Origin of the sequence: Nocardia rhamnosiphila NBRC 108938 (genome assembly GCF_000720425.1) — a bacterium.
GTDB classification, from domain to species: domain Bacteria; phylum Actinomycetota; class Actinomycetes; order Mycobacteriales; family Mycobacteriaceae; genus Nocardia; species Nocardia rhamnosiphila.
This window is the reverse complement of the sequence record NZ_JOAJ01000009.1, coordinates 369,571-391,821: the sequence shown is the minus strand read 5'-3', so window position 1 is coordinate 391,821 and position 22,251 is coordinate 369,571. Positions and strand designations below refer to the sequence as shown.

Genomic DNA, 22,251 nt, shown 5'->3' with positions numbered 1-22,251 from the left:
TTTCGGCCGGGCTCGGCCTCCGCCGCTACCCGCGGGGGCCGGGCTGTGGCGCCGGATTCGCCAGCCGCGCCTTCTCGGTGATCTCGGCGGCGTACTCCATATGGTCCACGCCCGGAAGCTGTTCCAGGGTCAGGTTTTCGATATCCCAGCGCGGCCGGGCGTCGGCGATGAACCGGATGGCGTCTCGGACGAAGCGCTCGCCGACCGGTCTACCGATATGTGCCGACGGGGTGTACAAGCGGAGCCAGCCCAGCAGATCGGCTGCCGTGCCGTCGATTCCGGTGGCTTCCACGGACTCGTCGGCCGTGGAGGTATCCGGGAGCAGCAGACTGGTCGGTGAGACGCCGAGCGCGACCGCCAGCGCGATCAGATCGTCCACGTCCACCCGGCGCTCACCCCGTTCGATCCGGGACAGGCCGAGCACCGGGATCGGCCGCCCGATGGCCTCGAGCCTGCGCGCCAGATCGGCATAGCCGAGGTTCATCCGGTTCCGATACCGCAGGACGTTCGCGCGCACAGTATCGCCCGTGGGGCCGAGCGGGTTCTTCTTGATCACCACCTGACCAGGGTGGTCTATCGAAATGATGCCGTCAAATATCGTTTCGATGGATCGATCGAGGGCGCGGTCCGCGGGCTCTGCGGGGTGAATTGATCAAGCTGATGTCTATCGAAATGATGCTGTCGAATATCCATTTGATAGAAGAATCGGTTCCTATCAACTCGAGCGGGTCGCCATCATGTAGGCCTGCGTGGTCCGCTCCCCGTCCTCGGCGCTACGGTCGAGTCGCAATTCGACGGTGAAACCCGCTGCCGCGAGGGCACCGGCGAGCTCGTCGGTCGAGATGCGATGGAAGTCCAGCGATATGGCGTGGCCGTAGCCCTCGTCCAGATGCAGGATGTCGGTACCCGACTGGAATGCCAGCAGTAGCTTGCCGCCGGGACGCAGTACCCGCCGGAACTCGGCGAGCACACCACCGCGTTCGGCCGCCGGGATGTGGATGAGGGAATACCAGGCCACCACGCCGGCCCGCGAGCCGTCGGGGATGTCGAGCGCGGTCATGGATCCCACCTCGAAATCGATCTCCGGATGGGTGTTCCGCGCCAGTTCCACCATCGCCGGGGACAGGTCGATTCCGTGTACCCGGATCCCTTGCGCCGCCAGATGAGCGGCGATCCGGCCCGGGCCGCATCCGATATCGGCGACCGGACCCGAATCACCGACCGACTCGGCGAACGCGGCCAGTACCGCTCGATCCCAGAACCGCCTGTCCATTTCCCCGGCCGCATGCTCGGCGTAGGCGGTGGCGATCGCGTCGTAACCGGCGCGGGTACGAGAGAGAAAACAGGATTCGGTCACCGGAAAGACAGTAGTGTCCGGGGCAGAACCCGACGGTGGTCGTGACGTTCGCGGTGCCGGGGCGTAGCTTTGGTGGTGTCGACCCTGCACAGACGAGGGAGAAGACCTGGTAATGCCTGCTACGGATTTCAGCGGGCCCGGGATCGACGGATCGGACTGGAGACGCGGGCGGGTCTTCTGGTTCGACTCGGAGAAGGGCTTCGGCTACATCAAACCCGACGACGGAACCGATCAGGTGTTCGTCGAGTATCGGTGCATAGAGACCGACGGCTACCGCACCCTGCACGCGGGCCAGCCGGTGCTGTTCGTCAGCACTGCCCGGCCCCGCGGGCACGAGGCGGTGACGGTCCGGCCGGAGGCCGGCGCCGGGCTACCCGATACCGCCCCGGGTGGCGGGCAGAGCCGGCGTTAGCGCCGGACTCGCATGGCGCCACAGATCGGGGCCGGCCAGTCCACCGCGGTGGACGCCAGTTCCCGGTCGAGGGCGGCCGCGATATCGGAGGCGAACGCCGCGGCCGTACGGCTGCGCAGATCGACGTGGACGGCGATGATCTCGAGGGTGCAACTGAGCCGCCGGGTGCTGTCGTTGACCAGTAGTGCCATGGCGTGTACGACCTTGTCCGAACGGTCGACTCCGCGTACATGGATCGAAATCTCTTCGCCGATCCGGTTTTCGGAGTAGTACCGGATGTGGTGTTCACCGGTGAAGAACCCGGCACCCCGGGTGGCACGGTATTCGTCGGTGATCCCGGCCCGTTCGAAGGCGCCGGTCGCGGCCGATACGCACAACGCGAAATAGTGCGTGACGTTCATATGGTCGTTCTCGTCGCGATAGGCCTCCGGGACCGTGATCGGCCCCAGTTCGCGGGGCAGCGTCACCACCTGCTCGTAGCTGGGAATCGAAATCGTCCCGGTCATGATCAGCTCCTCCTCGTCCCGGCGAAGTGTATCGACACGGAGAACGGCCCCGGATCCGTGGGATCCGGGGCCGTCGTCACCCCTGGCTTCAGAGCGGCCGCACGTCGATGACCTTGCGCAACCGCGCCTTGTCGCGTTCGAGCCTGCGGGCCTCGTAGGCGATGGGGAAGTACCGCAGCCGTTCCGGCAGCAGCGGCACCAGCCGGGCGAGGAACCAGCCGAGGATCCGCAGTTTGCGCTCGTCGGATTCGCTCCAGGTGAGACCGAGTTTGCGGCGGGCCGCTTCCGGCGTGGTGCCCACGGTGACGAAGTACTGCATCCGGCCGAACGGACCGGTCAGCACCCGCCATACCGGGTGCAGCGCCCCCGGCAGCTGGGTGGGCGGGGTGATGGTCCGGATGACCTTCAGGTAGTCCTTCGAGGTCTGGGTGGCCTCCAGATGGTTCTCGACCTGGTCGGCGAAGAATTTCTCGAAATCGGCGTAGGTCGCCGGCAGTTCCTTGGGTGGCACCGAGAAGTTACGCATCAGCTGCAGGGCTTCGCGGTAGTAATCCTCTTTCTCCGCCGCGGTGAGCGGACGTTTCGAGAAGTACTTCGCGTTCTCGGAGAAGGCGAAAGTGCCGGTGTGCAGTACCCAGGCCCACGGTCCGCTGGACAGCGCGGTGTGCCGGACGCCTTTGGTGTCGGTGGTGTTGAGGGTGGCGTGCATCTTGCGTAGCCGGTCGGTCTCGCCCAGCGATTCCTCGCCGCCGTAGGTCCACATCATCACCGCCGAGAGGCTGCGCACCGCGCGGCCGATCGGGTCGGTACGAAAAGTGGAGTGGGCATCGACCACCGCGGAGATGGTGGGTTCCATGGTCTGCAGGAGGAAGGCCGAGCCCGCGGTGAGGGAGAAGGTGATCAGGCCGGTCTCCTCCCAGGTCCGGGTACCGGGACCGAAGGGACGGCGCTCCACCGGAGCGTGCGTGTCGGTGGCTGCGACGGACGCGGTCATGCGGATCTCCCTTGATCTACTGCATCGATTCGATGAGACGATGATACTGCAAACCTCTCACCATTGCGTCGAAAGATTCGCGCGGCATCCCGATCGGGGGCGGGGAGTTGGATTCGGCAGCCGTGCGCGACCGGTGTTCGCGGAGCGGAACGCGGTACCCGAAGAGGGAAGAGCCGGTCGGCTTGTCCGGTGACGACAGAACCCGGATATGAGAGCGGGCCTCGGCGAAGGGGGGGAGTTAGCCGAGGCCCGCGTAAGGTCGGCCCGGGGGGGAGGGGCCGACGGAACCGATCCTACGCGATATCGCGAAAATGCGCGCACAAGGGGCCCAAGAGTTTCGAACTTTTTTCGGTGCAGATCACAGTGTCGTGCGGGGCTTGGTGCACTACGGATGAGAGCGTCCGGAATTGTTGCAGCGCAAGGGAATCGGCCTGCTGGACCAGTGTATTCCGCCCAGCGGAACATGGGGGGTACGGGGCGCTCCCCGAGCGCTGCCCGGGCCGAGTTGTCGGACCCCGCTGTCACTATGCCGCTGTGCACTGTGAGCGTGCGCACGGCCACTTCGACTGTCGTGCTCCGGAGCGGGATCGAGTAACCGCGGAAACCGAATCGAGTGGTGCCCTGCGCGGGATCTCGCGACCCGGAGCGGGGAATACGAGAGCGGTCGCATGCCGTCTCGGCTACCCCGGGCGCGGCCGATCCGGGACGCGAACCTGCGCAGGGCGGGGAGGGGGCCGGAGAACCGGATAAATCGGATGAAAACGTCGGTGGCCGCGACGATACTGCACTGTATCGGCCGGCGGCCGAAGCGCCTGAGGTCGGTGGCCCACCACCGGCGATATACGACTCGTCCTTGTCGATTACTCAGTTCAGGAGAATCATGCCCGACGCAATAGTCGCCGAGGGTCTCGTCAAACACTACGGCCGCCGGGTGCGCGCACTCGCCGGCCTCGACCTGACTGTGCCCGAAGGCACGGTCACCGCGCTGCTGGGACCCAACGGAGCCGGCAAGACCACCACCGTACGAGTGCTCACCACTCTGCTGGTGCCCGACGCCGGCCGGGCGACCGTCGCCGGAATCGACGTACTCGCCCGGCCGCGTGCGCTGCGCTCGCGGATCGGGGCCTCGGGACAGTACGCGGCGGTCGACGAGTATCTGACCGGTTTCGAGAACCTGGAGATGGTCGGGCGGCTGTACCACATGGGTACGCGGCGCAGTAAGGAACGCGCGCGCGAGCTACTGGAGAGGTTCCGTCTCAGCGATGCCGCCGACCGCCCGGTCCGCGGCTATTCCGGTGGTATGCGCCGCCGGCTGGACCTGGCAGGGGCGCTGGTGGCCAACCCGCCGGTGCTGTTCCTCGACGAACCCACCACGGGTCTGGACCCGCGAGCTCGTCTGGACCTCTGGGATGTCATCGAGGAACTCGTCGCCGGCGGTACCACCCTGCTGCTGACGACCCAGTACATGGAAGAGGCCGACCGCCTCGCGGATGCCATTGCGGTCATCGACCGGGGCCAGGTGATCGCCCGCGGCACCGCCGACGAATTGAAGAGCATGGTCGGAGGCGACCGGATCGAGTTGACCGTCGATCACGCCGACAATCTGGCCGTGGCCCGGCGAGCGCTCGCGCCGCTGGCCGACGGCGATATCCATATCGAACCCGGGCTGCGCCGGTTGGTGGTGCCGGTCAGCGACGGATCCCAGGCGCTGGTCGCCGCCATCGGAAAGCTGAGCGACGAGGGTGTGAAGATCCAGGACGTCGGGTTGCGCCGGCCCTCGCTCGACGATGTGTTCCTCACGCTCACCGGGCACGAGGCCGAGGAAACGGTCGATGATTCCGGCGAATACGAGGGTGGTAAGGCCGGGGGCGACGGCCCCGGGGTGGTCCCTGAAGCGGACGGGTCCGAGGGATCCGGTCCGGCGCGCGAAGTGGAAGCAATCGAGGCGATGGAAGGAAGAAGCAGATGACCGCGCTGGCGACCGTCGGCGATATCGGGGAGAACCCCACCTTGGCCGAGCGGCTGTCCATGGTGGTCAGCGACAGTCTGACCGTCACCAAGCGCAATGTGATCAAGATAAAGCGAGTGCCCGACGTGCTGATCTTCAGCACTCTCTCGCCGATCATGTTCGTCCTGCTGTTCGCCTATATCTTCGGTACCGCCATCGAGGTTCCCGGTATGGAGGGCGGCTACCGCGAATTCCTGATCGCGGGCATTTTCGTGCAGACAGTGGTGTTCGGGTCCACGTTCACCGGGCTCAGCCTCGCCGAGGATATGCAGAAGGGCATCATCGACCGGTTCCGCTCGCTACCCATGGCCCCGTCCTCGGTACTGATCGGACGCACGGTCAGCGATGTGGTGATCAATGTGGTGAGCCTGGTGGTCATGTCACTGACCGGCCTGGTGGTCGGCTGGCGGATCCGCGGGTCGGTCCTGGACGCTGTTCTGGCCTACGTCCTCCTGCTGCTGTTCGCCTACGCGATCTCCTGGATCATGGCCGTGGTCGGCCTGATCGTGCGTACGCCCGAGGTGTTCAACAACGCCAGTTTCATGGTGATCTTCCCGCTCACCTTCCTGGCCAACACCTTCGTGCCGATGGACGAACTGCCGACACCGCTGCGCGTTTTCGCCGAATGGAATCCGGTATCGGCGCTCACCCAGGCATCCCGGGAACTGTTCGGCAATGCCGCCCCGCTCACCGCGGAATCCACCGCGTGGTCGATGCGGCACCCGGTGGCGACCACCCTGGTATGGGTGGTCATCATCCTGGCCGTCTTCGTACCGCTGGCACTGCGGCAGTACCGCAAGACCGTCAGCCGCTGAGAGTCGGTCAGTCCGCGGTGGCTTCGGGATCGTCCGAGGCCACCGCGGCACCGTGACGCGTATAGCCGATCCGGGGCGGCGCCGCGGCCGGTTCGGGTGGTTGCGGGCGCTTGCTGCGCACCAGCCACGCGGTACCGCCCGCCGCCGCCACCGCGGCGGCCGCCAGCAACCGATAGCGCGAACGACTGGATGGACGCAGTGGCCTCGAGCTCATGGCTCAACTCTGGCACAGCCCGGCGGATAACGCAGACCGGCAGGTCAGGGCATCGCCGCCGACCGCGGGCGCGGAACCGGCGAGCTACGGACCGCGGCCGCGCATGGCACGATGGGCTGGTGAGTACGACACGCCCGGCCAGGTGGCGAGCGCGCCGCGATACAGCTCCGGGAACGAAGCGGAGGCCGTGGTGAATCCCCAGCAGCCCTCGACGCCGGCTCAGGTGTGTGTCCGGCACACCGACCGCCCGACCGGTCTGTCCTGTACCCGCTGCGGACGTCCGGCGTGCCCGGAATGCCTGCGTCCCGCCTCGGTCGGCCAGCACTGCGTCGATTGTGTGCGGGCCGATCAGCGCAGCACGCCGCAGGTGCGGACCGTATCGGGTTCGGCCGCGGCCCGCAGTTCGGTCCCGTTCGTCACCTACACCCTGATCGCGCTCAATATCCTGGTCTACGTCGTGACCGCGGCGCAGTCGCGCAGCGTGATGGAGAACGAGCGCGGATCGGCGCTGTTCGTGGATTGGGTCATGTATCCACCCGCCGTGGCCGGCGGCGACTGGTTCCGCGTGATCGGTTCCGGGTTCCTGCACTACGGGCTGATCCACCTGCTGCTGAACATGTTCGCGCTGTATATCGTCGGCCGCGATATCGAACTGGTGCTGGGCAGGGCCCGCTACCTGGCCGTGTATCTCATCTCGCTGCTCGGCGGATCGGCCGCGGTGATGCTGCTGGCCCAGGACAGTCTCACGGCCGGGGCCTCGGGCGCGGTGTACGGCTTGTTCGGCGCGATCACGGTCGTGCTGATCCGGTTGCGGCAGAACCCGAACAATATGTTGATCCTGATCGCGATCAACGTGTTCATCAGCTTCTCCCTACCCGGTATCTCGCTGTGGGGGCACCTGGGCGGTCTTGCCGCGGGCACCCTGGCGACGCTCGGCATCATGTTCCTGCCCGCGTGGGTGCGGGTTCGGACGCCGGAGCGGGCCCGGCTGGTCGGGGTGCTCGCGCTGGCAGCCCTGGCGGTGCTGGCCGTGGCGGTGATAGTGCTCGCGGCGGTTTCGCTGCGGTGAGCCGGGCGTACCGCGCCGAGGCTCCGGCGCGTGGGTCTCGCGGGCCCAGGCATGTTCAACGTGAAACATTCGGACCCGCGCAGTCGTGCGACCACGAGGTGACCCGTCGGCGCGCTCAGCGCGCGGCGTCGCCGCGCAACCGCAGTTCCGTCCGCACCGCGTCGTAGACATCCTCGGGGCTTGTGCCTAGATCCCAGCGGCCGAAGATCAGTAGCCGTTCGGATCCCAGATGGTCCACATCGATCTCCAGCATCGGCGATTTCCGGCCCAGCCGGCGGTAGCCGACCACCCGCGCCCGCAGGATCTGGTCACGGGTGTATTCGGTGACGCCGGTGAGTGTGCGCAGCACCAGCCGCGGGTTCTCGCCCGGCACCACCGAGAGTCGTGGTCGCTGCCGCATTCCGAGCGCGGCAAGTCCCAGCAGTACCAGCGCGGCCACCCCGAGCAGGAATTTGCCGGGCAGCTCGGTCGTCAGTACCGCCGCGACCGCGAGGACCACCCCGCCGCCGGCCGCCGCGATCAACGCGGGCAGGGGCGTCGTCCAGGCGAGACGGGGCTCGGTGCGCTCGGGCTGCACGCGGGTATACCTCCATCTGAGGTCGAGGGTTATCCACAGAGTTATCCACAGGTGTGCATTAATTACACCGGTGTAACCCCGGGCGAGGCGCCGCTAACGCCAGCGCATCGTCATGATCAGACCCACCACCATCAGCCCGAACCCGATCAGGAAGTTCCAGGCATTGAGGTTGCTCATCCAGCTGATCTGGTCGGCCGCGAGGTAGTAGACCAGCAGCCAGACCAGGCCCGCGAGCATGAAGCCCAGCATGATGGTGACGTACCAGACAGGCGACGGACCAGCTGCCTTCACCTTCACCGGCGTACGGCTGGCGGGGTTGATCGTGTAGTCGGTCTTCTTCCGGACCTTCGACTTGGGCATGATGTCCTCGTGTTCAGCGTGCAGGTCGTGTTCCAAGGCTATCCCACCAGGTAATCGGTGTGATGCCCAGCGGCCGTACAGTCCGCGTGACCGATTGTGGCGCAATCGCAGGCCGGACCGGGTGTGCCGGCGTGCGAACACGTAATCTTTGGGCATGCGTGTACTGGTCGTCGACAACTACGACAGCTTCGTCTTCAACCTGGTCCAGTATCTGGGCCAGCTCGGCGTCGAGGCAGTGGTCTGGCGTAACGACGACCCGGAGCTGGCGGACCCGACGGCCGTGGCCGGCGATTTCGACGGAATCCTGATCAGCCCCGGCCCCGGCACCCCGGAACGCGCGGGCGCCAGTATCGACCTGGTGCGTGCCTGTGCCGACCGGGGTACCCCGCTGCTGGGCGTCTGCCTCGGGCATCAGGCCATCGGTGCGGCCTTCGGCGCCACGGTGACCCGGGCTCCGGAACTGCTGCACGGGAAGACCAGTTCGGTATTCCATATCGGCACCGGAGTCCTGGCCGGGCTGCCCGATCCGTTCACTGCCACCCGCTATCACTCGCTCACCGTGGTGGAGAAGACGCTTCCGCCCGAATTCGATGTCATCGGCCGCACCGAGACCGGGATCGTGATGGCCCTGCGCCATCACGAACTGCCGATTCACGGCGTGCAGTTCCATCCGGAATCGGTCCTCACCCAGGGCGGGCACCGGATGCTGGCGAACTGGCTGGAGGTCTGCGGTGAGCGCCCCCAGGAGGGGCTGGTGCAGATGCTGGAAGCAGAGGTCGCCTCCCTGGCCGTCTGATATACGAAACCGGGCGGCCGATTCACGGCCGCCCGGTTTCGTATATCCTGCCGAGTCGCCGGGCCGGGCCCGGCGGCGGATCAGGGTGGTCCCAGTGGCATTACGCCGGTATTGACCGTCACCGTCGTCGACGACGGCACGGTGGTCCCGGCCGAGGGCTGCTGGCTGAGAACCTTGCCGGCCTGATCGGAGTTGAGCGTGATCTGCGTGATCTGACGGACCTGGTTCGCGCTGCCCTGCCAGCCGCTTTCGCGCAGCTTGTCCACGACCTCCGCAGTGGTGAGCCCCACCAGGTTCGGCATCGCGATCCGATCGCTCTGCGCCACCTGGACCGTGATCGTGGAACCCTCGTCGGCCGTCGAACCGCCGGCCGGGCTGGTGGCGAGGACCTCGCCGCGCGGCCGCGCCGACTGGACCTGCTCGATCACGATCTTGAAGCCGGCGCCCTCGAGGTTCGGCTGGGCCACATCGATCAGCTGGCCGACCACCTCGGTGACGCGGACCTGCTTGGGACCGGTGCCGATGGTCAGCGTGATCTGACTGCCCGCGTCCATCTCGATACCGGGCGAAGGATCCTGCCCGATCACCTTGTCCTTGTCCTGCGCGCTGGACGGTTCCCGCTTCACGTCCGGATTGGCCTGGAGGCCGGCGTTGTTGAGTTCCTGTTCGGCGTCCTGCTGGGACAGGCCGGTGAGCCGGGGGACCGGCACCTGCTGCGGACCGGTGGACACCTGCACGGTGATGGTGCTGCCCTCGTCGGCGCGCGAGCCGCCCAGCGGCTGGGTCGCGATCACATTGCCGGCACTGATCTTGCCGTCGGGTTTCTCCTGGACGGCCACATCGAAGCCGAGCGAATCGAGCTTCTTCTGGGCCTCGGTGGCGGAGGTGTTGGACAGATCCGGGACGGCCACCTGGTCGGGTCTGCTGCCCGGGCCGAGCAACATCCAGAACAGCCCAAAGGCCGCCACCACCGCGGCGACCACACCCGCCGCGATATAGGCCGTGCGGCGTGAACGGCCCCCGGAGTCGTGCCCGTAATCGTCGTAGTCGTCGTCCTCGCCGCCGCCGCGATAGCCACGGCCGGAACCGTCCGCGGGGCCGAGCATGGTGGTGCGGTCCTCGTCGGTCATCACCATCGGCGCACCGGGTTTCTGACCGCCCAGCACCCGGATGAGATCCGCGCGCATCTCCGCCGCGCTCTGATAGCGATTGGCCGGATTCTTGGCCATCGCCTCGAGCACCACCGAGTCCAGTTCCCGCGGCACCCCCTCGTAGACGAGCGAGGGCAACCGGGGATCCTCCCGGACATGCTGGTAGGCGACGGCGACCGGGGAGTCACCGGTGAACGGGGGCTGACCGGTGAGGATCTCGAACAGCACACAACCGACCGAGTAGACATCGGACCGGGCGTCCACTGTCTCCCCACGCGCCTGCTCCGGCGACAGATACTGGGCGGTGCCGATCACGGCCGCGGTGGCGGTCATCGGATTGGCGGCATCGGCGAGCGCGCGGGCGATACCGAAATCCATCACCTTCACCGCGCCGGCGCGGTTGATCATGATGTTGGCGGGTTTCATATCGCGGTGCACGATCCCGGCCTTGTGGCTGAAATCGAGCGCCGCGCACACATCGGCGACGACCTCCATCGCGCGCCGGGGCGGGATCGGTCCCTCGTTGCGCACGATATCGCGCAGCGTGTCACCGTCCACGTACTCCATCACGATGAACGGCAGTGGTCCGCCGTCGATCTCGGCCTCGCCGGTGTCGTAGACCGCCACGATGGCCGGATGGTTCAGCGCCGCGGCGTTCTGGGCCTCACGTTTGAAGCGCAGATAGAACGTGGGGTCCCGGGCCAGGTCGGCGCGCAACACCTTGATCGCGACATCGCGGTTGAGCCGGAGGTCGCGTGCTTTGTGGACTTCGGACATACCGCCGAACCCGATGATCTCGCCCAGCTCGTAGCGAGAGGAGAGATTCTTCGGGGTCGTCATGGCTGTCCTTGCAAATTAAGGTCCGGCGCGATGTTGTCGACAGGGTTCCCCGGGAAGGGGATATCGATCGTCGGGACCGGCGGGCGGCGACGTGTGGTGGTCTCCTCTTCCTCGCCGGTGGTCTCTTCGCTCGCCGTCGTCTCGGTGGTGCTCGGCGCCGCGGAAGTGGTGGTGGTCGGCGGCTGAGTTGTCGTGGTCGAGGGCTGCGGCGGTGTGGTGGTCGTCGCGGCCGGCGGCGCGGTGGTGGTGGGCTCCACGGGCGGCGTCCACACCGGAGGCTCGGTCACTTCGTAAGTGGTGGTGACCGGCGCCGGCAGCGGGCGGGTGGTGGGTGCGGTGGAAGAGGTGACCGGCGAAGTTCCCGCCGGGTTGGTGTCACCGCCGAACAGCAGCCACACCACGGCACCACCCAGCAGCAGCGCGCCGATACCGAGCGCGATCATCCACTTCTGGTTCTTGTTGAGGATGCCGCCGCCGGGGTTGCCGCGGTAGTCGTCGTCACCGGGGTCGTGCGCGCCGCGGTCGTACGTCGTCGCCGGCCCGGCCATGGCGGCGGGAGGCGTGTTGTAGCGGACGGTCGCGGTCTCGTCGTATCCCGGCTGCGGAGCCGCGATCACGCTGGTGGGCCCGGCCACCGGGAGATTACGGGGCGGGGGCGGGCGGCGGCCCGAGCGCACCGCGGCGACCGCCTCGGCGAATTCACCGCCGTCGGTGTAGCGCTGGGCCGGGTCCTTGGCCAGTGTGATCTCGACCAGTTCGCGCACATTCGGCGGCAGGTCGGTGGGCATCGGCGGCGGCACGTCGCGGACGTGTTTCATCGCGACGGTGAGCGCACCGTCTCCGGTGAACGGCCGCTGCCCCGCGAGCGCCTCGTATCCGACGACACCGAGGGAGTACACATCGCTGGCCGCGGTGGCGTCCTCGCCGACCGCCTGCTCGGGCGCGATGTACTGCGCGGTGCCCATCACCATGCCGGTCTTGGTGACCGGAGAGGCATCGACCGCCTTGGCGATACCGAAATCGGTGATCTTCACCTGGCCGGTGGGGGTGACCAGGATATTTCCCGGTTTCACATCGCGGTGCACCACGCCGGCGAGATGCGCGACCTGGAGTGCGCGACCGGTCTGTTCCAGCAGGTCCAGGCCCTGGGCCACCGACAGCCGGCCGAGCCGGTTCAATACGGTGTTGAGCGGCTCGCCCTGGACCAGTTCCATCACCAGGTAGGCGGTTTCGCCGCCCTGGGGGTCGTAGGTCTCGCCGTAGTCGTAGATGCCCGCGATACCGGAATGGTTCAGTTGCGCGGTGGTCTTGGCCTCGGTGCGGAAGCGGTGCCGGAAGGTCGGGTCCGCGGAGAACTCCGACTTGAGGACCTTGACCGCGACCCGGCGATCCAGCCGGGTGTCCAGGGCTTCCCAGACCTGGCCCATCCCACCGGTGGCGATCAGCCGCTGCAGCCGGTAGCGGTCCGCGATCAACGCGCCGTTTGTCAGCATCGGGTTCCCCGCAGATTCACTCGCACATCCATCTCGTTCAGCGACCTCGCAGACCTGCGTCCAGTACCGCCCGGGCGACCGGCGCGGCGACCGACCCACCTGTTGCCGCCAGCGCCCGGTCACCGCCGTCCTCCACGATGACCGCGATGGCGATCTTCGGGTTCTCGGCAGGTGCGAAGGCTATGTACCAGGCATGCGGTGGAGTGTTCCGTGGATCGGCGCCGTGTTCGGCGGTACCGGTCTTCGACGCGATCCGATAGGACGTTCCGCCGCTGCCGGCGGTGTTCTCCTCCGAGGCGACCATCAGCTCGGTCAGCGTAGACGCTACATCGGCGCTCACGGCCTGGCCGACCGAGACCGGCTCGGTGGTGGACAGCTCGCTCAGATCCGGGTTCTGCAACTGGTCGACCAGGTAGGGCTCCATCCGGACACCGCCGTTGGCCACCGTAGCGGCGATCACGGCATTGTCGAGCGGGGTGAGCGCGACATCACGCTGGCCGATACTGCTCTGCGCGAGAGCGGCGTTGTCCGGGATGCTGCCCACGGTGCTCTCGGCGACCGGCATCGGGATCCCGCGATGCGGTCCGATACCGAACGCGGCGGCCTCGTCTTCCAGAGCAGCCGCCCCGACATCGACACCGAGTTCCACGAACGCGGTGTTGCACGACCGGCGGAAAGCCTCGTACAGGGTGGCGGTGGCACCGGATCCGCAGGTCGAGCCGTTGTAGTTCTCCAGGGTCGTGCTCGTGCCCGGCAGGGTGATGTTGGGCGCCGCGGTGAATTGGGACTGCGGATTCGCCTTCCCGTTGGACAGCGCGGCCGCCGTGACGACCACCTTGAACGTGGAGCCCGGGGGGTAGGTCTGCGAGATCGCCCGGTTGAGCATCGGCTGGTTCTCGTCGGCGCCGAGATCCTCCCAGGCCTGGGTGCCCTGAGCTCCGTCGTGCCCGGTCAGCAGGTTCGGATCGTAGCTGGGCGTGGACACCATGGTCAGGATCTTGCCGGTACTGGGTTCGATCGCCACCACCGAGCCGGTGTAACCCTTGCTGGTGAGTTCGTTGTAGGCGACCTGCTGCATCATCGGATCGATGGTGGTGACGACATTGCCGCCGCGCGGGTCCCGACCGGAGACCAGGTCGACCAGCCGACTGCCGAAGAGCTGGGCGTCCGAACCGTTGAGCACCGGATCCTCGGCCCGCTCCAGTCCGGTGCTGCCGTACTGCATGGAGTAGAAACCGGTGACCGGGGCGAAGGCCTGCGGATCGGTCGGGTAGACGCGCAGATACTTGTAACGGTCGTCGGTGGACACCGAACTGGCCAGCACGGTGCCGCCGGCCGAGATCTGTCCGCGCTGGCGGGAGTACTCGTCGAGCAGTACCCGCGAGTTACGGGGGTCGGCGCGGTAGTCGTCGGCCTTGATGACCTGCACGTAGGTCGCGTTGAGCAGCAGGGCGACGATCATCACCATGACCGCCATGGCGACGCGGCGTAATGGTGTGTTCAACGCTGAAGACCCCCTTGCCGTCGTGACACCATCACTGTCTGCGCTTCCGCCAGCGGCGCCGGGGCGGGTTCGCGGCGGCGGGCCGGCGCGGGTTCGCGCGCCGCGTCGGAGATCTTGATGAGCAGCGCGATCAGCACGTAGTTCGCCAGCAGCGAGGAACCGCCGTAGGAGACGAACGGCGTGGTGAGACCGGTCAGCGGGATCAGCTTGGTCACTCCGCCCACCACCACGAAGACCTGGATGGCGATGGTGAACGAGAGCCCGGCCGCGAGCAGTTTGCCGAAACTGTCCCGGATCGCCAGCGCGGTGCGCATACCGCGCAGCACCAGCACCAGGAACAGGATCAGGATCGCGGTCAGGCCGATGAGACCGAGTTCCTCACCGATGGTCGTCACGATGAAGTCGGTTTTGGCGAACGGCACCTGCGACGGTCGTCCGGCGCCCAGGCCGGTACCCGCCAGACCGCCGGTGGCCAGGCCGAACAGCGACTGCACGATCTGGTAGCCGGTGTTGTTGTAGTCGTCGAACGGGTGCAGCCAGGTCTCCACGCGTACCCGGACGTGCCCGAACATCTGGTAGGCGAATACGAAACCGAGGGCGAGCAGACCGCCGCCGATGAGCAGCCAGCCCACGCGTTCGGTGGCGATGTAGAGCATCACCAGGACCGTGCTGAAGATCAGCAGCGACGTGCCGAGGTCCTTCTCGAACACCAGGACACCGATGCACACGATCCACACGGCCAGGATCGGGCCCATATCGCGGGCCCGCGGAAACTCCATGCCGAGGAAGTGCCGCCCGGCCGCGGTGAACAGCTCCCGTTTCGAGACCAGCACCGAAGCGAAAAAGATGATCAACAGGATCTTCGCGAATTCACCGGGTTGCAGGCTGAGACCGGGCAGCCGGATCCAGATCTTGGCGCCGTTGACCTCGGACAGCGAACTGGGCAGGATCGCCGGGATCGCGAGTGCCACCAATCCGACGAGACCGAGGGTGTAGGCGTATTTGGCCAGCGTGCGGTAGTCGCGCAGCACCAGCAGGATCGTGACGAACAAGATGATGCCCAGCGCGGTCCACAGGATCTGCTGGTTCGCGTCGGGAGAGGGGATCTCCCAGGAGTTGTAGGCGGCGGTCTGCTGATCGGCCAGATCGAGCCGGTGGATCAGTACCAGGCCGATGCCGTTGAGCAGCGCCACGATCGGCAGCAGCAGCGGATCGGTGTAGGGAGCGAAACGGCGTACCGCCAGGTGCGCGACGGCGAAGAGACCGAGATAGGCCAAACCGAGCTTGGCGATATCCCAGGTCAGCGATTCTTCCTGGCTCGCTTCCACCAGTGCCAGTGCGGCGGTGGTGATCAGCGCCGCGAATCCGAGCAGCATGAGCTCGGTATTGCGCCGGGTCGTCGGCGACGGCGCCGGAGCGAAACCGCCCGGGGGGCTCGGAAAAGCCCCGGCGGACGGTGGTGCCGGTGCGGACATCAGTCCGTCACCCGGCAGTTCTCCCCGGCGATCTGGGGCTGAGCGGTGGTCGTCGGAGCCGGGACGGTGGTGGTCGGGGGCGCGGGCGGCGCGGGGTTCTCCCCGTTGGTGCCGGGCGCGGGCGGCTGGTTGGCCGGGGCGGGCGGAGCCGCGTCGGTGGGCGTCGGCGCGGGCGCCGCCGGAGCGGGGGCGGGGGCCGGGGTGGTGGTGACCACGCCCGGCTGCGCGGCCGAGGCATTCTTCTTGCACACCGGCAGCAGCTCACGGTCGGCCAGCACGGCCATCTGCTCGCGGGCCTTGTCCAGGGTGCCGGGCGGCAGCCCGCGCTCGACCTGGTCACGACCGGTCTGTTCCAGATCGCTGACCTTCAGAACCCGGCAGCCCTGCGGCAGGGCGGCGCCGCTCTCGACGAGGCTGAGCTCGCCCTTGGAGGTGACGCAGCCGACCAGGTTCACGTCGTGGATCGAGTAGCCCAGAATCGACCCGGGCAGACCCTGCATGACCACGACACTGTCGTTGTCCGCTCCGACGTAGTAGTTGGTCCGGATCATCTTGTAGCCGACGACCAGGCCGACCACCACCGCGAGTACGAGGGCGACCGCCAGCAACAGCCAGCGCAGTTTGTGGGACTTCTTCGGTTGCGGTTCGGGCTCCCCGGCGGCCCGGCGCGGGGCGGCGGCCGGCGGGCGCATCGCGGCGGCCCGCCCGGCCGCGGTGTTCGGCGGCGGGTTGTCCTCGGCTTCGCCGGATGCCGCGCCGGCCACGATCGGATGACTCTGGCCGTAGTCGAGGTCGATGACATCGGCGACGACGACGGTCACATTGTCGGGCCCGCCGCTGCGCAGCGCGAGCTCGATGAGCCGGTCGGCGCATTCGTCGGTACTGCCCTCACGCATGGTGTTGGCGATGGTCTCGTCGCTCACCACATCGGACAGACCGTCCGAGCAGAGCAGATAGCGGTCCCCGGCCCGGGCCTCGCGCATCACCAGGGTCGGCTCGATCTCGTTACCGGTGAGCGCGCGCATGATCAGCGAGCGCTGCGGATGAGTATGAGCCTGTTCCGCGGTGATCCGGCCCTCGTCCACCAGCGATTGGACGAATGTGTCGTCGCGGGTGATCTGGGCGAGTTCGCCGTCGCGCAACATATAGGCGCGCGAGTCGCCGATATGGACCATGCCGAGTTTCTTGCCGGCGAACAGGATGGCGGTGAGCGTGGTGCCCATACCGTCTAGTTCGGGCTCTTCCTCGACCTGTTCGGCGATGGCGGCATTACCGGCGTGGGTGGCCCGGTTCAGTTTGCCGAGCAGATCCTCGCCGGGTTCGTCGTCGTCCAGATGCGCCAGTGCGGCGATCATCAGTTGCGACGCCACCTCGCCGGCCGCGTGGCCACCCATGCCGTCGGCAAGGGCCAGCAGGCGGGCGCCGGCGTAGACGGAATCTTCGTTGTTGGCGCGGACGAGGCCGCGGTCGCTGCGCGCTGCGTAGCGGAGAACAAGTGTCACGATCGGAGCTCGATCACTGTCTTGCCGACCCGGACAGGAGTGCCGAGCGGAACGCGGACTGCGGTGGTGACTTTGGCACGATCCAGGTAGGTACCGTTGGTCGAGCCGAGGTCTTCGACGTACCAGTCGTCACCGCGTAGGGACAGCCGGGCATGTCGGGTGGAGGCGTAATCATCGGTGAGCACCAGCGTGGAATCGTCCGCACGGCCGATCAGCACCGGTTGGGTACCGAGCGTTATGCGGGTACCGGCGAGAGAACCTTGAGTCACCACAAGATATTTGGCGCCCTTCTGGCCTCGGCGCATGGACGGCAGCACCGCGGAACCGCGCGGTCCCCGGGTCTGCAGTCGTTTGCCGGAGGCCGCGTAGATATCACTGCGGAGGGTACGCAGGATTGCCCACACGAACAGCCACAGCAGCAGGAGGAACCCGGCTCGGGTCAACTGCAAGATCAATCCCTGCACGGCGCTCCACCTCCTGTTCGACCGTGTGTCGGTGCTGTAGGCGTGGTGCGACCCACCCCACTGCGATGCTCGTCCCGGCGGACCGCTGTGCGGTGCCGCGCGTGTGTTGGCACATCATAGGGCCGTCGGACGATACCGATCACGATTAGGCCGCCCCATTATGCGAGAGCCGCCTCGTGATCCGCACGGCGAGCCTACGGCATCAGACAATACGGATGAGGATCTCGGAGTGCCCGGCACGGATGACATCGCCGTCGGCGAGTTGCCAATCCTGCACGGGAGACCCGTTCACCAGGGTGCCGTTGGTGGAACCGAGATCGGACAACATGGCGGTCTGGCCGTCCCAGCGAACCTCGATATGGCGCCGGGAGACACCGGTGTCGGGGAGACGGAAGTGCGCGTCCTGCCCGCGGCCGATGATGTTGCTGCCTTCCCGTAGCTGGTAGGTCCGGCCGCTGCCGTCGTCGAGCGCGAGGGTCGCGGAGAAACCGGGCCCGGCCGCCGGCGCGTATCCGCCCGGTGCGCCGTAACCGGCCTGCTGGGCCTGCGGGGGATAGCCCTGGCCCTGCGGCTGGCCGTAGGCCTGCTGGTCGTACCCCTGGTCGTAGCCGGGCTGCTGGCCGTAGCCCTGCTGCTGGTCGTACCCCTGGTCGTAGCCGGGCTGGGCATAGCCCTGCTGATCGTAACCACCCTGCTGGGCATAACCCTGCTGGTCGTAGCCCTGGTCGTAACCCTGCTGGCCCTGATAACCCTGGTCGTAGCCGGGCTGGCCCTGATAGCCGCCCTGGTCGTAGCCGGGCTGCTGGCCGTAGCCCTGCTGCTGGTCGTACCCCTGGTCGTAGCCGGGCTGGGCATAGCCCTGCTGACCGTAGCCCTGGTCGTAGCCGCCCTGCTGGGCGCCGTAGGCCTGCTGGTCGTAGGCGGCGCCACCCTGCTGGTAGTCGTAGCCGTTCTGATAATCCGGGCCGCCGTTGTAGGCCGCGCCGGGACCGTAGTCCTCGGGGTACGCGCCGTTCTGCGGCCCGCGTCCCGCGGGTCCGGGAGCGTACCCGCGATTACGTGGATCGGACTCCGCGTGCTCACGGCTCGGGTCGTAGCCAGAGTTCTGCGTCATGGGGCCAGCTCCTGGTTGCGGGTTAGCGGGTCGTTGTAGCGGTTCGGGGCGGTGAGCCGGTGCGGCTCCGCGGCCGGCGTCGGGGTCGACGCGACCGCTCGTCCTGAACATTCCGGTGTGCAGCGTAGGGGATGCCTCGAACGCCACGTGTACTTCGCCATAGGTCTGCCAGCCTTGCTCACGGATGTAATCCTGCAGATGTTTGGCGAAAGCACGGGTTGTGAGGTCGTGATCGGCGTCGAGCTGCCGGTGGTCCGACGAGTTGATGGTGATCACATAGCTGTTGGGTGCGAGCAGATGCCCACCACCGACATCTCGGACGTTGTCGGCGGCCTCACGCTGCAGCGCTGCCTCGACCTCCTGGGGAACGACGTTCCCGCCGAAGACTCTGGCGAAGACGTCACCGACGGCGCCCTGCAGGCGACGCTCGAAACGCGAGACGATCCCCATCCGGGCCCTCCCTTCGGTGAGTCTCTCCTCATTCTTTACGACGACACGCGAATACGGCGTGTCGTTCTACGAGCACGTTCTCTGCATGATATCCACGTTCCGCTGTACCTGTAACTACCGGAACCGTGCCGGAGTTCCCTTCCCGGCGGTCCTCGTGCTCCGGGCCCTGGTCAGCGGCGGGTTCGAAAAGCCTGTGACCACGTGATTTCGTCTCCCGGACATCTCCGTGCTAGTGTCTGACCGTCGCTCGGGCGAGTGGCGGAATGGCAGACGCGCTGGCTTCAGGTGCCAGTGTCCTTCGGGACGTGGGGGTTCAAGTCCCCCTTCGCCCACCGAGAAGAAGCCGTGGATCCTCAGGGGTCCGCGGCTTCGTCTTTTTCTGCCGTCGAGTGTGTACCGCTCCGGCATCATAGTCTGCGAAATCCGGTGTGTGGCGTTGGTCATGCTCGGTCCGCCGTGGCTCCGCAGGATGCCTAGAACGTGTTTCAGAAACATGCCGGAAAATAAGCGGAACCCGTTGACTCCCGTTTCGAACCTGTTCTAATTCATGCCATGCGGAGATATGAAGGCCGTCGAGTACTGGTGACAGGTGCGGGATCGGGGATCGGCCAGGGCGTGGCCCTGCGACTGCTGGACGAAGGAGCCCGGCTCGTCGCCGCCGATATCAACGAGCCCGGTTTGGCAACCACAGTGGAGAAGGCCGGCGATGTGGGCGACCGGCTCAGCACCGTGGTGGTGAACATCGCGGATATCGAGTCGGTGCGCGCGGCCGCCGGGACGGCGCTCGAAACCCTCGGTGGGTTGGATGTGCTCGTCAACTGCGCGGGCATTCTGAAGCCGGCCCGTACACACGAGATGCCGCTCGACGAGTGGAACCGGGTCATCACCGTCAATCTCACGGGCACGTTCCTGGTGACCCAGGCGCTGCTGCCACCCCTGTTGGAATCCGGCCGGGGCGTGGTGATCAATCTGTCGTCGACGTCGGCCTTCCAGTCGGCCCCCTATCTGGCCGCCTACGCGGCCTCCAAGGGTGGCGTGGCCTCTTTCACCCACGCGATCGGTCTGGAGTACGCGAAGCAGGGACTGCGGGCGGTCAATATCGTTCCGGCCGGAATCATGAGCGGGATCACCACCGAATCCATCACCGAACAACCGGAGGACGCGGACTGGACCCTGTTCGCCCGGCTGACGGGTTGGTTGAACGGTGGTGCGCTGGGCACTCCGGAGGATATCGCCGGCGTCGTGGCGATGGTGGGATCCGATGACGGCCGCTACATCACCGGCACCGAGATCCGCGTCGACGGCGGCGCGCTCATGTGATGTCCCATGATGTTCCGAGGCCGCAACGGTGCTCGCGCGAGGCGCGATCGCCGCTGCGGCCTTATTTCTTTCCCCGGGTGCCGAATGCGCTGCCCGGGACCATGATCCGGCCCGGTCGCGGCGCAAGGTTGCGATGGCCGGCTCCGGCGCGAACAGCGCACCGAACTCTCGGTATGCCTGAATGAGACCGAGATCACACAAGAACTTTTCGATTGCGGCGGCGCTGCTGAGGGTTGCCTCAGTAGGCAGCTCCGGTGACCCAGCTCACGCCCTGGAACCACCATGGTTAACTACCGCGAGGTGTTTACCAGGCCGCTGTACGGGGGGTGTGGCGGGTTTGTACCGGCTAAACAAACTCTAGGTATTTTTCGTTCGTATCGCCTGTTCGGCAACCGCGTTAACGGCGCGCGAACGCGCAGGTCGGCGAGGGAACAACCGAGTTAACGGCCGTTCGGGGGAACCGCGTGGCGAACCGCTTTCTCGTTATCCGTAACCATGGTTACGGATATGTCTGTGACCAGTAAAAACCAAATGTACTTGCAAATGAAAGCACCGCTGTAAGTCCGGCACGCCCTGCTGGAAGTTAGCTGGACAAGGGTCGAGATGGGGGTTCCTGAAAGTTTGCCGAACTGCGACGCATACCTGTGACCTCAGCCGCAACGGGTTGCGTAGGGATAACGATTGTGTAGAGTCAACGGTAACGCTGGCCGCAGCTAGAGCGGCGACTCGCTGCGGCCAGCGGAATTCAAATGGGGGAATCCACGCAGGTCATTCGGTTCGCGTTGCTGCGACCTCATAAAACGCGGTCGATTGCCGTGTGCTCGAGGTTGTCTACCCGTTACCGCGAAAGTTGCGCTACCGCTACTTCTGCCATCATCGTCTCGGCGGGCCGGTCGGCACGGCTGCCGGCGAGGAAGATGTAGGTGAGAAACGCTGCCTCGACGGCGAATCCGATGGCGATCCGGGCCGGCGTGGGCAAGGCGCTCGGCGTCACGAATCCCTCCAGAAGGCCCGCTACCAGCAAGGTCGGTACCAAACCGAGCGCGATGGCGGCGGTGACGCGGCCCTGCCTGGCGACCGCTTCGGCCCGGCTGAGGCGGCCCGGATCGATCAGCGTCCAGCCGAGTTTCAGCCCCGCTCCGCCCGCGATGAAAATGGCTGTCAGCTCCAGCATGCCGTGCGGCAGCAGGAATGCGAAGAATGAGTCCAGTCGGCCGGCCTCGGCCATCAAGCCGGCCGTAATGCCGATATTCAGGGCATTCATGAACAGTAGGTAGAGCACGGGCACGATGAGTACACCCAGAAAGAGGGCCAGTGCGGATACCCACGCGTTGTTGGTCCAGACCAATGCGGCGAACGCGTCGTTGGAATGCTCGGTGTAGTAGGTCTCGAAAGCGCCACCGGGAGCGGTCAGCACACCGGTGTTGCCCTGCAGGCCCAGTGTTTTCCGGGCCGACGGATCGTTCGCGATCCAGGTCGCGAACCCCGCCGAGACACCCAGGAAGACCACCGCGACAGCCAGCCACCAGCCCAGTGCCCGATACACCGCGCCGGGAAAACCGTGTGTCACGAACCGGACGATCTCGGTCCAGGTGTTCGGTGCGCTGCCGACGATCCGGCCCCGGGCCCGGGCGATCACCGCGCTGAGTCCGGCCACCAGTTCCGGTTCGGGACTGTGTGTCTGTAACCGGGCCAACTGCTGCGAGGTGCGCCGGTACAGCAGCACGAGTTCGTCGGTTTCCGGCCCGGTAAGGGTGCGTTTGCGCGACAGCGAGTCCAGCCGGGCCCAAAGGTGCCGGTTCCGCGCGCTGTATGCGTCCACGTCCATGG

21 protein-coding genes and 1 tRNA gene are annotated in these 22,251 nt (G+C 66.7%); 7 read left to right on the top strand and 15 right to left on the bottom strand.

Going from position 1 to position 22,251, the window contains the following annotated elements:
* Positions 1–25: 25 nt before the first annotated feature.
* Both IG75_RS37580 and IG75_RS0128520 read right to left on the bottom strand, forming a co-directional pair.
* Positions 26–559: a helix-turn-helix domain-containing protein gene (locus IG75_RS37580; protein ID WP_051714989.1), complete on the bottom strand. Its 534-nt coding sequence runs from the start codon at positions 557–559 to the stop codon at positions 26–28.
* Between the two features lie 156 nt (positions 560–715).
* The gene (locus tag IG75_RS0128520) at positions 716–1,357 is read right to left on the bottom strand and encodes a class I SAM-dependent methyltransferase (protein WP_030524437.1); all 642 of its coding nucleotides are present in this window, start codon (positions 1,355–1,357) and stop codon (positions 716–718) included.
* A 112-nt stretch (positions 1,358–1,469) separates the two neighbouring features.
* On the opposite strand from IG75_RS0128520, the gene IG75_RS0128515 reads away from it, so the two are divergent.
* Positions 1,470–1,769 (top strand): cold-shock protein, encoded by a 300-nt coding sequence (locus IG75_RS0128515; RefSeq protein WP_051714988.1) that lies wholly within the window; start codon positions 1,470–1,472, stop codon positions 1,767–1,769.
* Here IG75_RS0128515 and IG75_RS0128510 read toward each other — a convergent pair.
* Complete coding sequence (locus IG75_RS0128510) at positions 1,766–2,275, bottom strand: thioesterase family protein (protein WP_030524435.1); 510 nt, start codon at positions 2,273–2,275, stop codon at positions 1,766–1,768. The two genes, IG75_RS0128515 and IG75_RS0128510, sit on opposite strands and share 4 nt — an antisense overlap.
* Positions 2,276–2,363: 88 nt before the next feature.
* Positions 2,364–3,269 carry an oxygenase MpaB family protein gene (locus IG75_RS0128505; protein WP_030524434.1) on the bottom strand — a complete coding sequence of 302 codons (906 nt, stop codon included), beginning with the start codon at positions 3,267–3,269 and terminating at the stop codon, positions 2,364–2,366.
* A gap of 880 nt (positions 3,270–4,149) precedes the next feature.
* On the opposite strand from IG75_RS0128505, the gene IG75_RS0128495 reads away from it, so the two are divergent.
* Both IG75_RS0128495 and IG75_RS0128490 read left to right on the top strand, forming a co-directional pair.
* A complete protein-coding gene (locus tag IG75_RS0128495) occupies positions 4,150–5,238 on the top strand; it encodes an ATP-binding cassette domain-containing protein (protein WP_081877187.1) in 1,089 nt (362 codons plus the stop codon).
* A gap of 59 nt (positions 5,239–5,297) precedes the next feature.
* The gene (locus tag IG75_RS0128490; protein WP_030524432.1) at positions 5,298–6,092 is read left to right on the top strand and encodes an ABC transporter permease; all 795 of its coding nucleotides are present in this window, start codon (positions 5,298–5,300) and stop codon (positions 6,090–6,092) included.
* 7 nt (positions 6,093–6,099) lie between these two features.
* Here the strand turns inward: IG75_RS0128490 and IG75_RS0128485 are convergent, their stop codons facing one another.
* Positions 6,100–6,306 (bottom strand): hypothetical protein, encoded by a 207-nt coding sequence (locus IG75_RS0128485; protein ID WP_030524431.1) that lies wholly within the window; start codon positions 6,304–6,306, stop codon positions 6,100–6,102.
* Between the two features lie 187 nt (positions 6,307–6,493).
* Between IG75_RS0128485 and IG75_RS0128480 the strand changes: the two genes are divergently transcribed.
* On the top strand, positions 6,494–7,375 hold the full coding sequence (locus tag IG75_RS0128480) for a rhomboid family intramembrane serine protease (protein ID WP_051715065.1): 882 nt from the start codon (positions 6,494–6,496) through the stop codon (positions 7,373–7,375).
* A 115-nt stretch (positions 7,376–7,490) separates the two neighbouring features.
* Here the strand turns inward: IG75_RS0128480 and IG75_RS0128475 are convergent, their stop codons facing one another.
* Both IG75_RS0128475 and crgA read right to left on the bottom strand, forming a co-directional pair.
* On the bottom strand, positions 7,491–7,952 hold the full coding sequence (locus tag IG75_RS0128475; protein ID WP_030524429.1) for a PH domain-containing protein: 462 nt from the start codon (positions 7,950–7,952) through the stop codon (positions 7,491–7,493).
* A gap of 93 nt (positions 7,953–8,045) precedes the next feature.
* Entirely contained in the window at positions 8,046–8,312 is a 267-nt protein-coding gene (gene crgA / locus IG75_RS0128470; RefSeq protein WP_030524428.1) for a cell division protein CrgA, read from the bottom strand.
* A 154-nt stretch (positions 8,313–8,466) separates the two neighbouring features.
* Between crgA and IG75_RS0128465 the strand changes: the two genes are divergently transcribed.
* Complete coding sequence (locus tag IG75_RS0128465) at positions 8,467–9,108, top strand: aminodeoxychorismate/anthranilate synthase component II (protein WP_030524427.1); 642 nt, start codon at positions 8,467–8,469, stop codon at positions 9,106–9,108.
* Between the two features lie 80 nt (positions 9,109–9,188).
* Here the strand turns inward: IG75_RS0128465 and pknB are convergent, their stop codons facing one another.
* From pknB to IG75_RS0128430, 7 genes are all read right to left on the bottom strand, one after another.
* Positions 9,189–11,099, bottom strand: coding sequence for a Stk1 family PASTA domain-containing Ser/Thr kinase (pknB, locus tag IG75_RS0128460; RefSeq protein ID WP_030524426.1), 1,911 nt, complete (start codon positions 11,097–11,099; stop codon positions 9,189–9,191).
* Entirely contained in the window at positions 11,096–12,592 is a 1,497-nt protein-coding gene (locus IG75_RS0128455; RefSeq protein WP_030524425.1) for a serine/threonine-protein kinase, read from the bottom strand. The genes pknB and IG75_RS0128455 overlap by 4 nt, the downstream gene beginning before the upstream one ends.
* A 37-nt stretch (positions 12,593–12,629) precedes the next feature.
* Entirely contained in the window at positions 12,630–14,096 is a 1,467-nt protein-coding gene (locus IG75_RS0128450; protein ID WP_030524424.1) for a peptidoglycan D,D-transpeptidase FtsI family protein, read from the bottom strand.
* The gene (locus IG75_RS0128445) at positions 14,093–15,571 is read right to left on the bottom strand and encodes an FtsW/RodA/SpoVE family cell cycle protein (protein WP_030524423.1); all 1,479 of its coding nucleotides are present in this window, start codon (positions 15,569–15,571) and stop codon (positions 14,093–14,095) included. The genes IG75_RS0128450 and IG75_RS0128445 overlap by 4 nt, the downstream gene beginning before the upstream one ends.
* Complete coding sequence (locus IG75_RS0128440) at positions 15,571–17,073, bottom strand: PP2C family protein-serine/threonine phosphatase (protein WP_030524422.1); 1,503 nt, start codon at positions 17,071–17,073, stop codon at positions 15,571–15,573. The genes IG75_RS0128445 and IG75_RS0128440 overlap by 1 nt, the downstream gene beginning before the upstream one ends.
* The gene (locus IG75_RS0128435) at positions 17,070–17,537 is read right to left on the bottom strand and encodes an FHA domain-containing protein FhaB/FipA (protein ID WP_030524421.1); all 468 of its coding nucleotides are present in this window, start codon (positions 17,535–17,537) and stop codon (positions 17,070–17,072) included. The genes IG75_RS0128440 and IG75_RS0128435 overlap by 4 nt, the downstream gene beginning before the upstream one ends.
* A gap of 202 nt (positions 17,538–17,739) precedes the next feature.
* On the bottom strand, positions 17,740–19,101 hold the full coding sequence (locus IG75_RS0128430) for an FHA domain-containing protein (RefSeq protein ID WP_030524420.1): 1,362 nt from the start codon (positions 19,099–19,101) through the stop codon (positions 17,740–17,742).
* A 249-nt stretch (positions 19,102–19,350) separates the two neighbouring features.
* On the opposite strand from IG75_RS0128430, the gene IG75_RS0128425 reads away from it, so the two are divergent.
* Together IG75_RS0128425 and IG75_RS0128420 are read left to right on the top strand one after the other, a co-directional pair.
* Positions 19,351–19,433: transfer RNA gene (locus IG75_RS0128425), tRNA-Leu, on the top strand.
* A gap of 220 nt (positions 19,434–19,653) precedes the next feature.
* Positions 19,654–20,421 carry an SDR family NAD(P)-dependent oxidoreductase gene (locus IG75_RS0128420; RefSeq protein ID WP_030524419.1) on the top strand — a complete coding sequence of 256 codons (768 nt, stop codon included), beginning with the start codon at positions 19,654–19,656 and terminating at the stop codon, positions 20,419–20,421.
* A gap of 838 nt (positions 20,422–21,259) precedes the next feature.
* Here the strand turns inward: IG75_RS0128420 and IG75_RS0128415 are convergent.
* Entirely contained in the window at positions 21,260–22,249 is a 990-nt protein-coding gene (locus tag IG75_RS0128415) for a stage II sporulation protein M (protein WP_030524418.1), read from the bottom strand.
* Between the last annotated feature and the right edge of the window lie 2 nt (positions 22,250–22,251).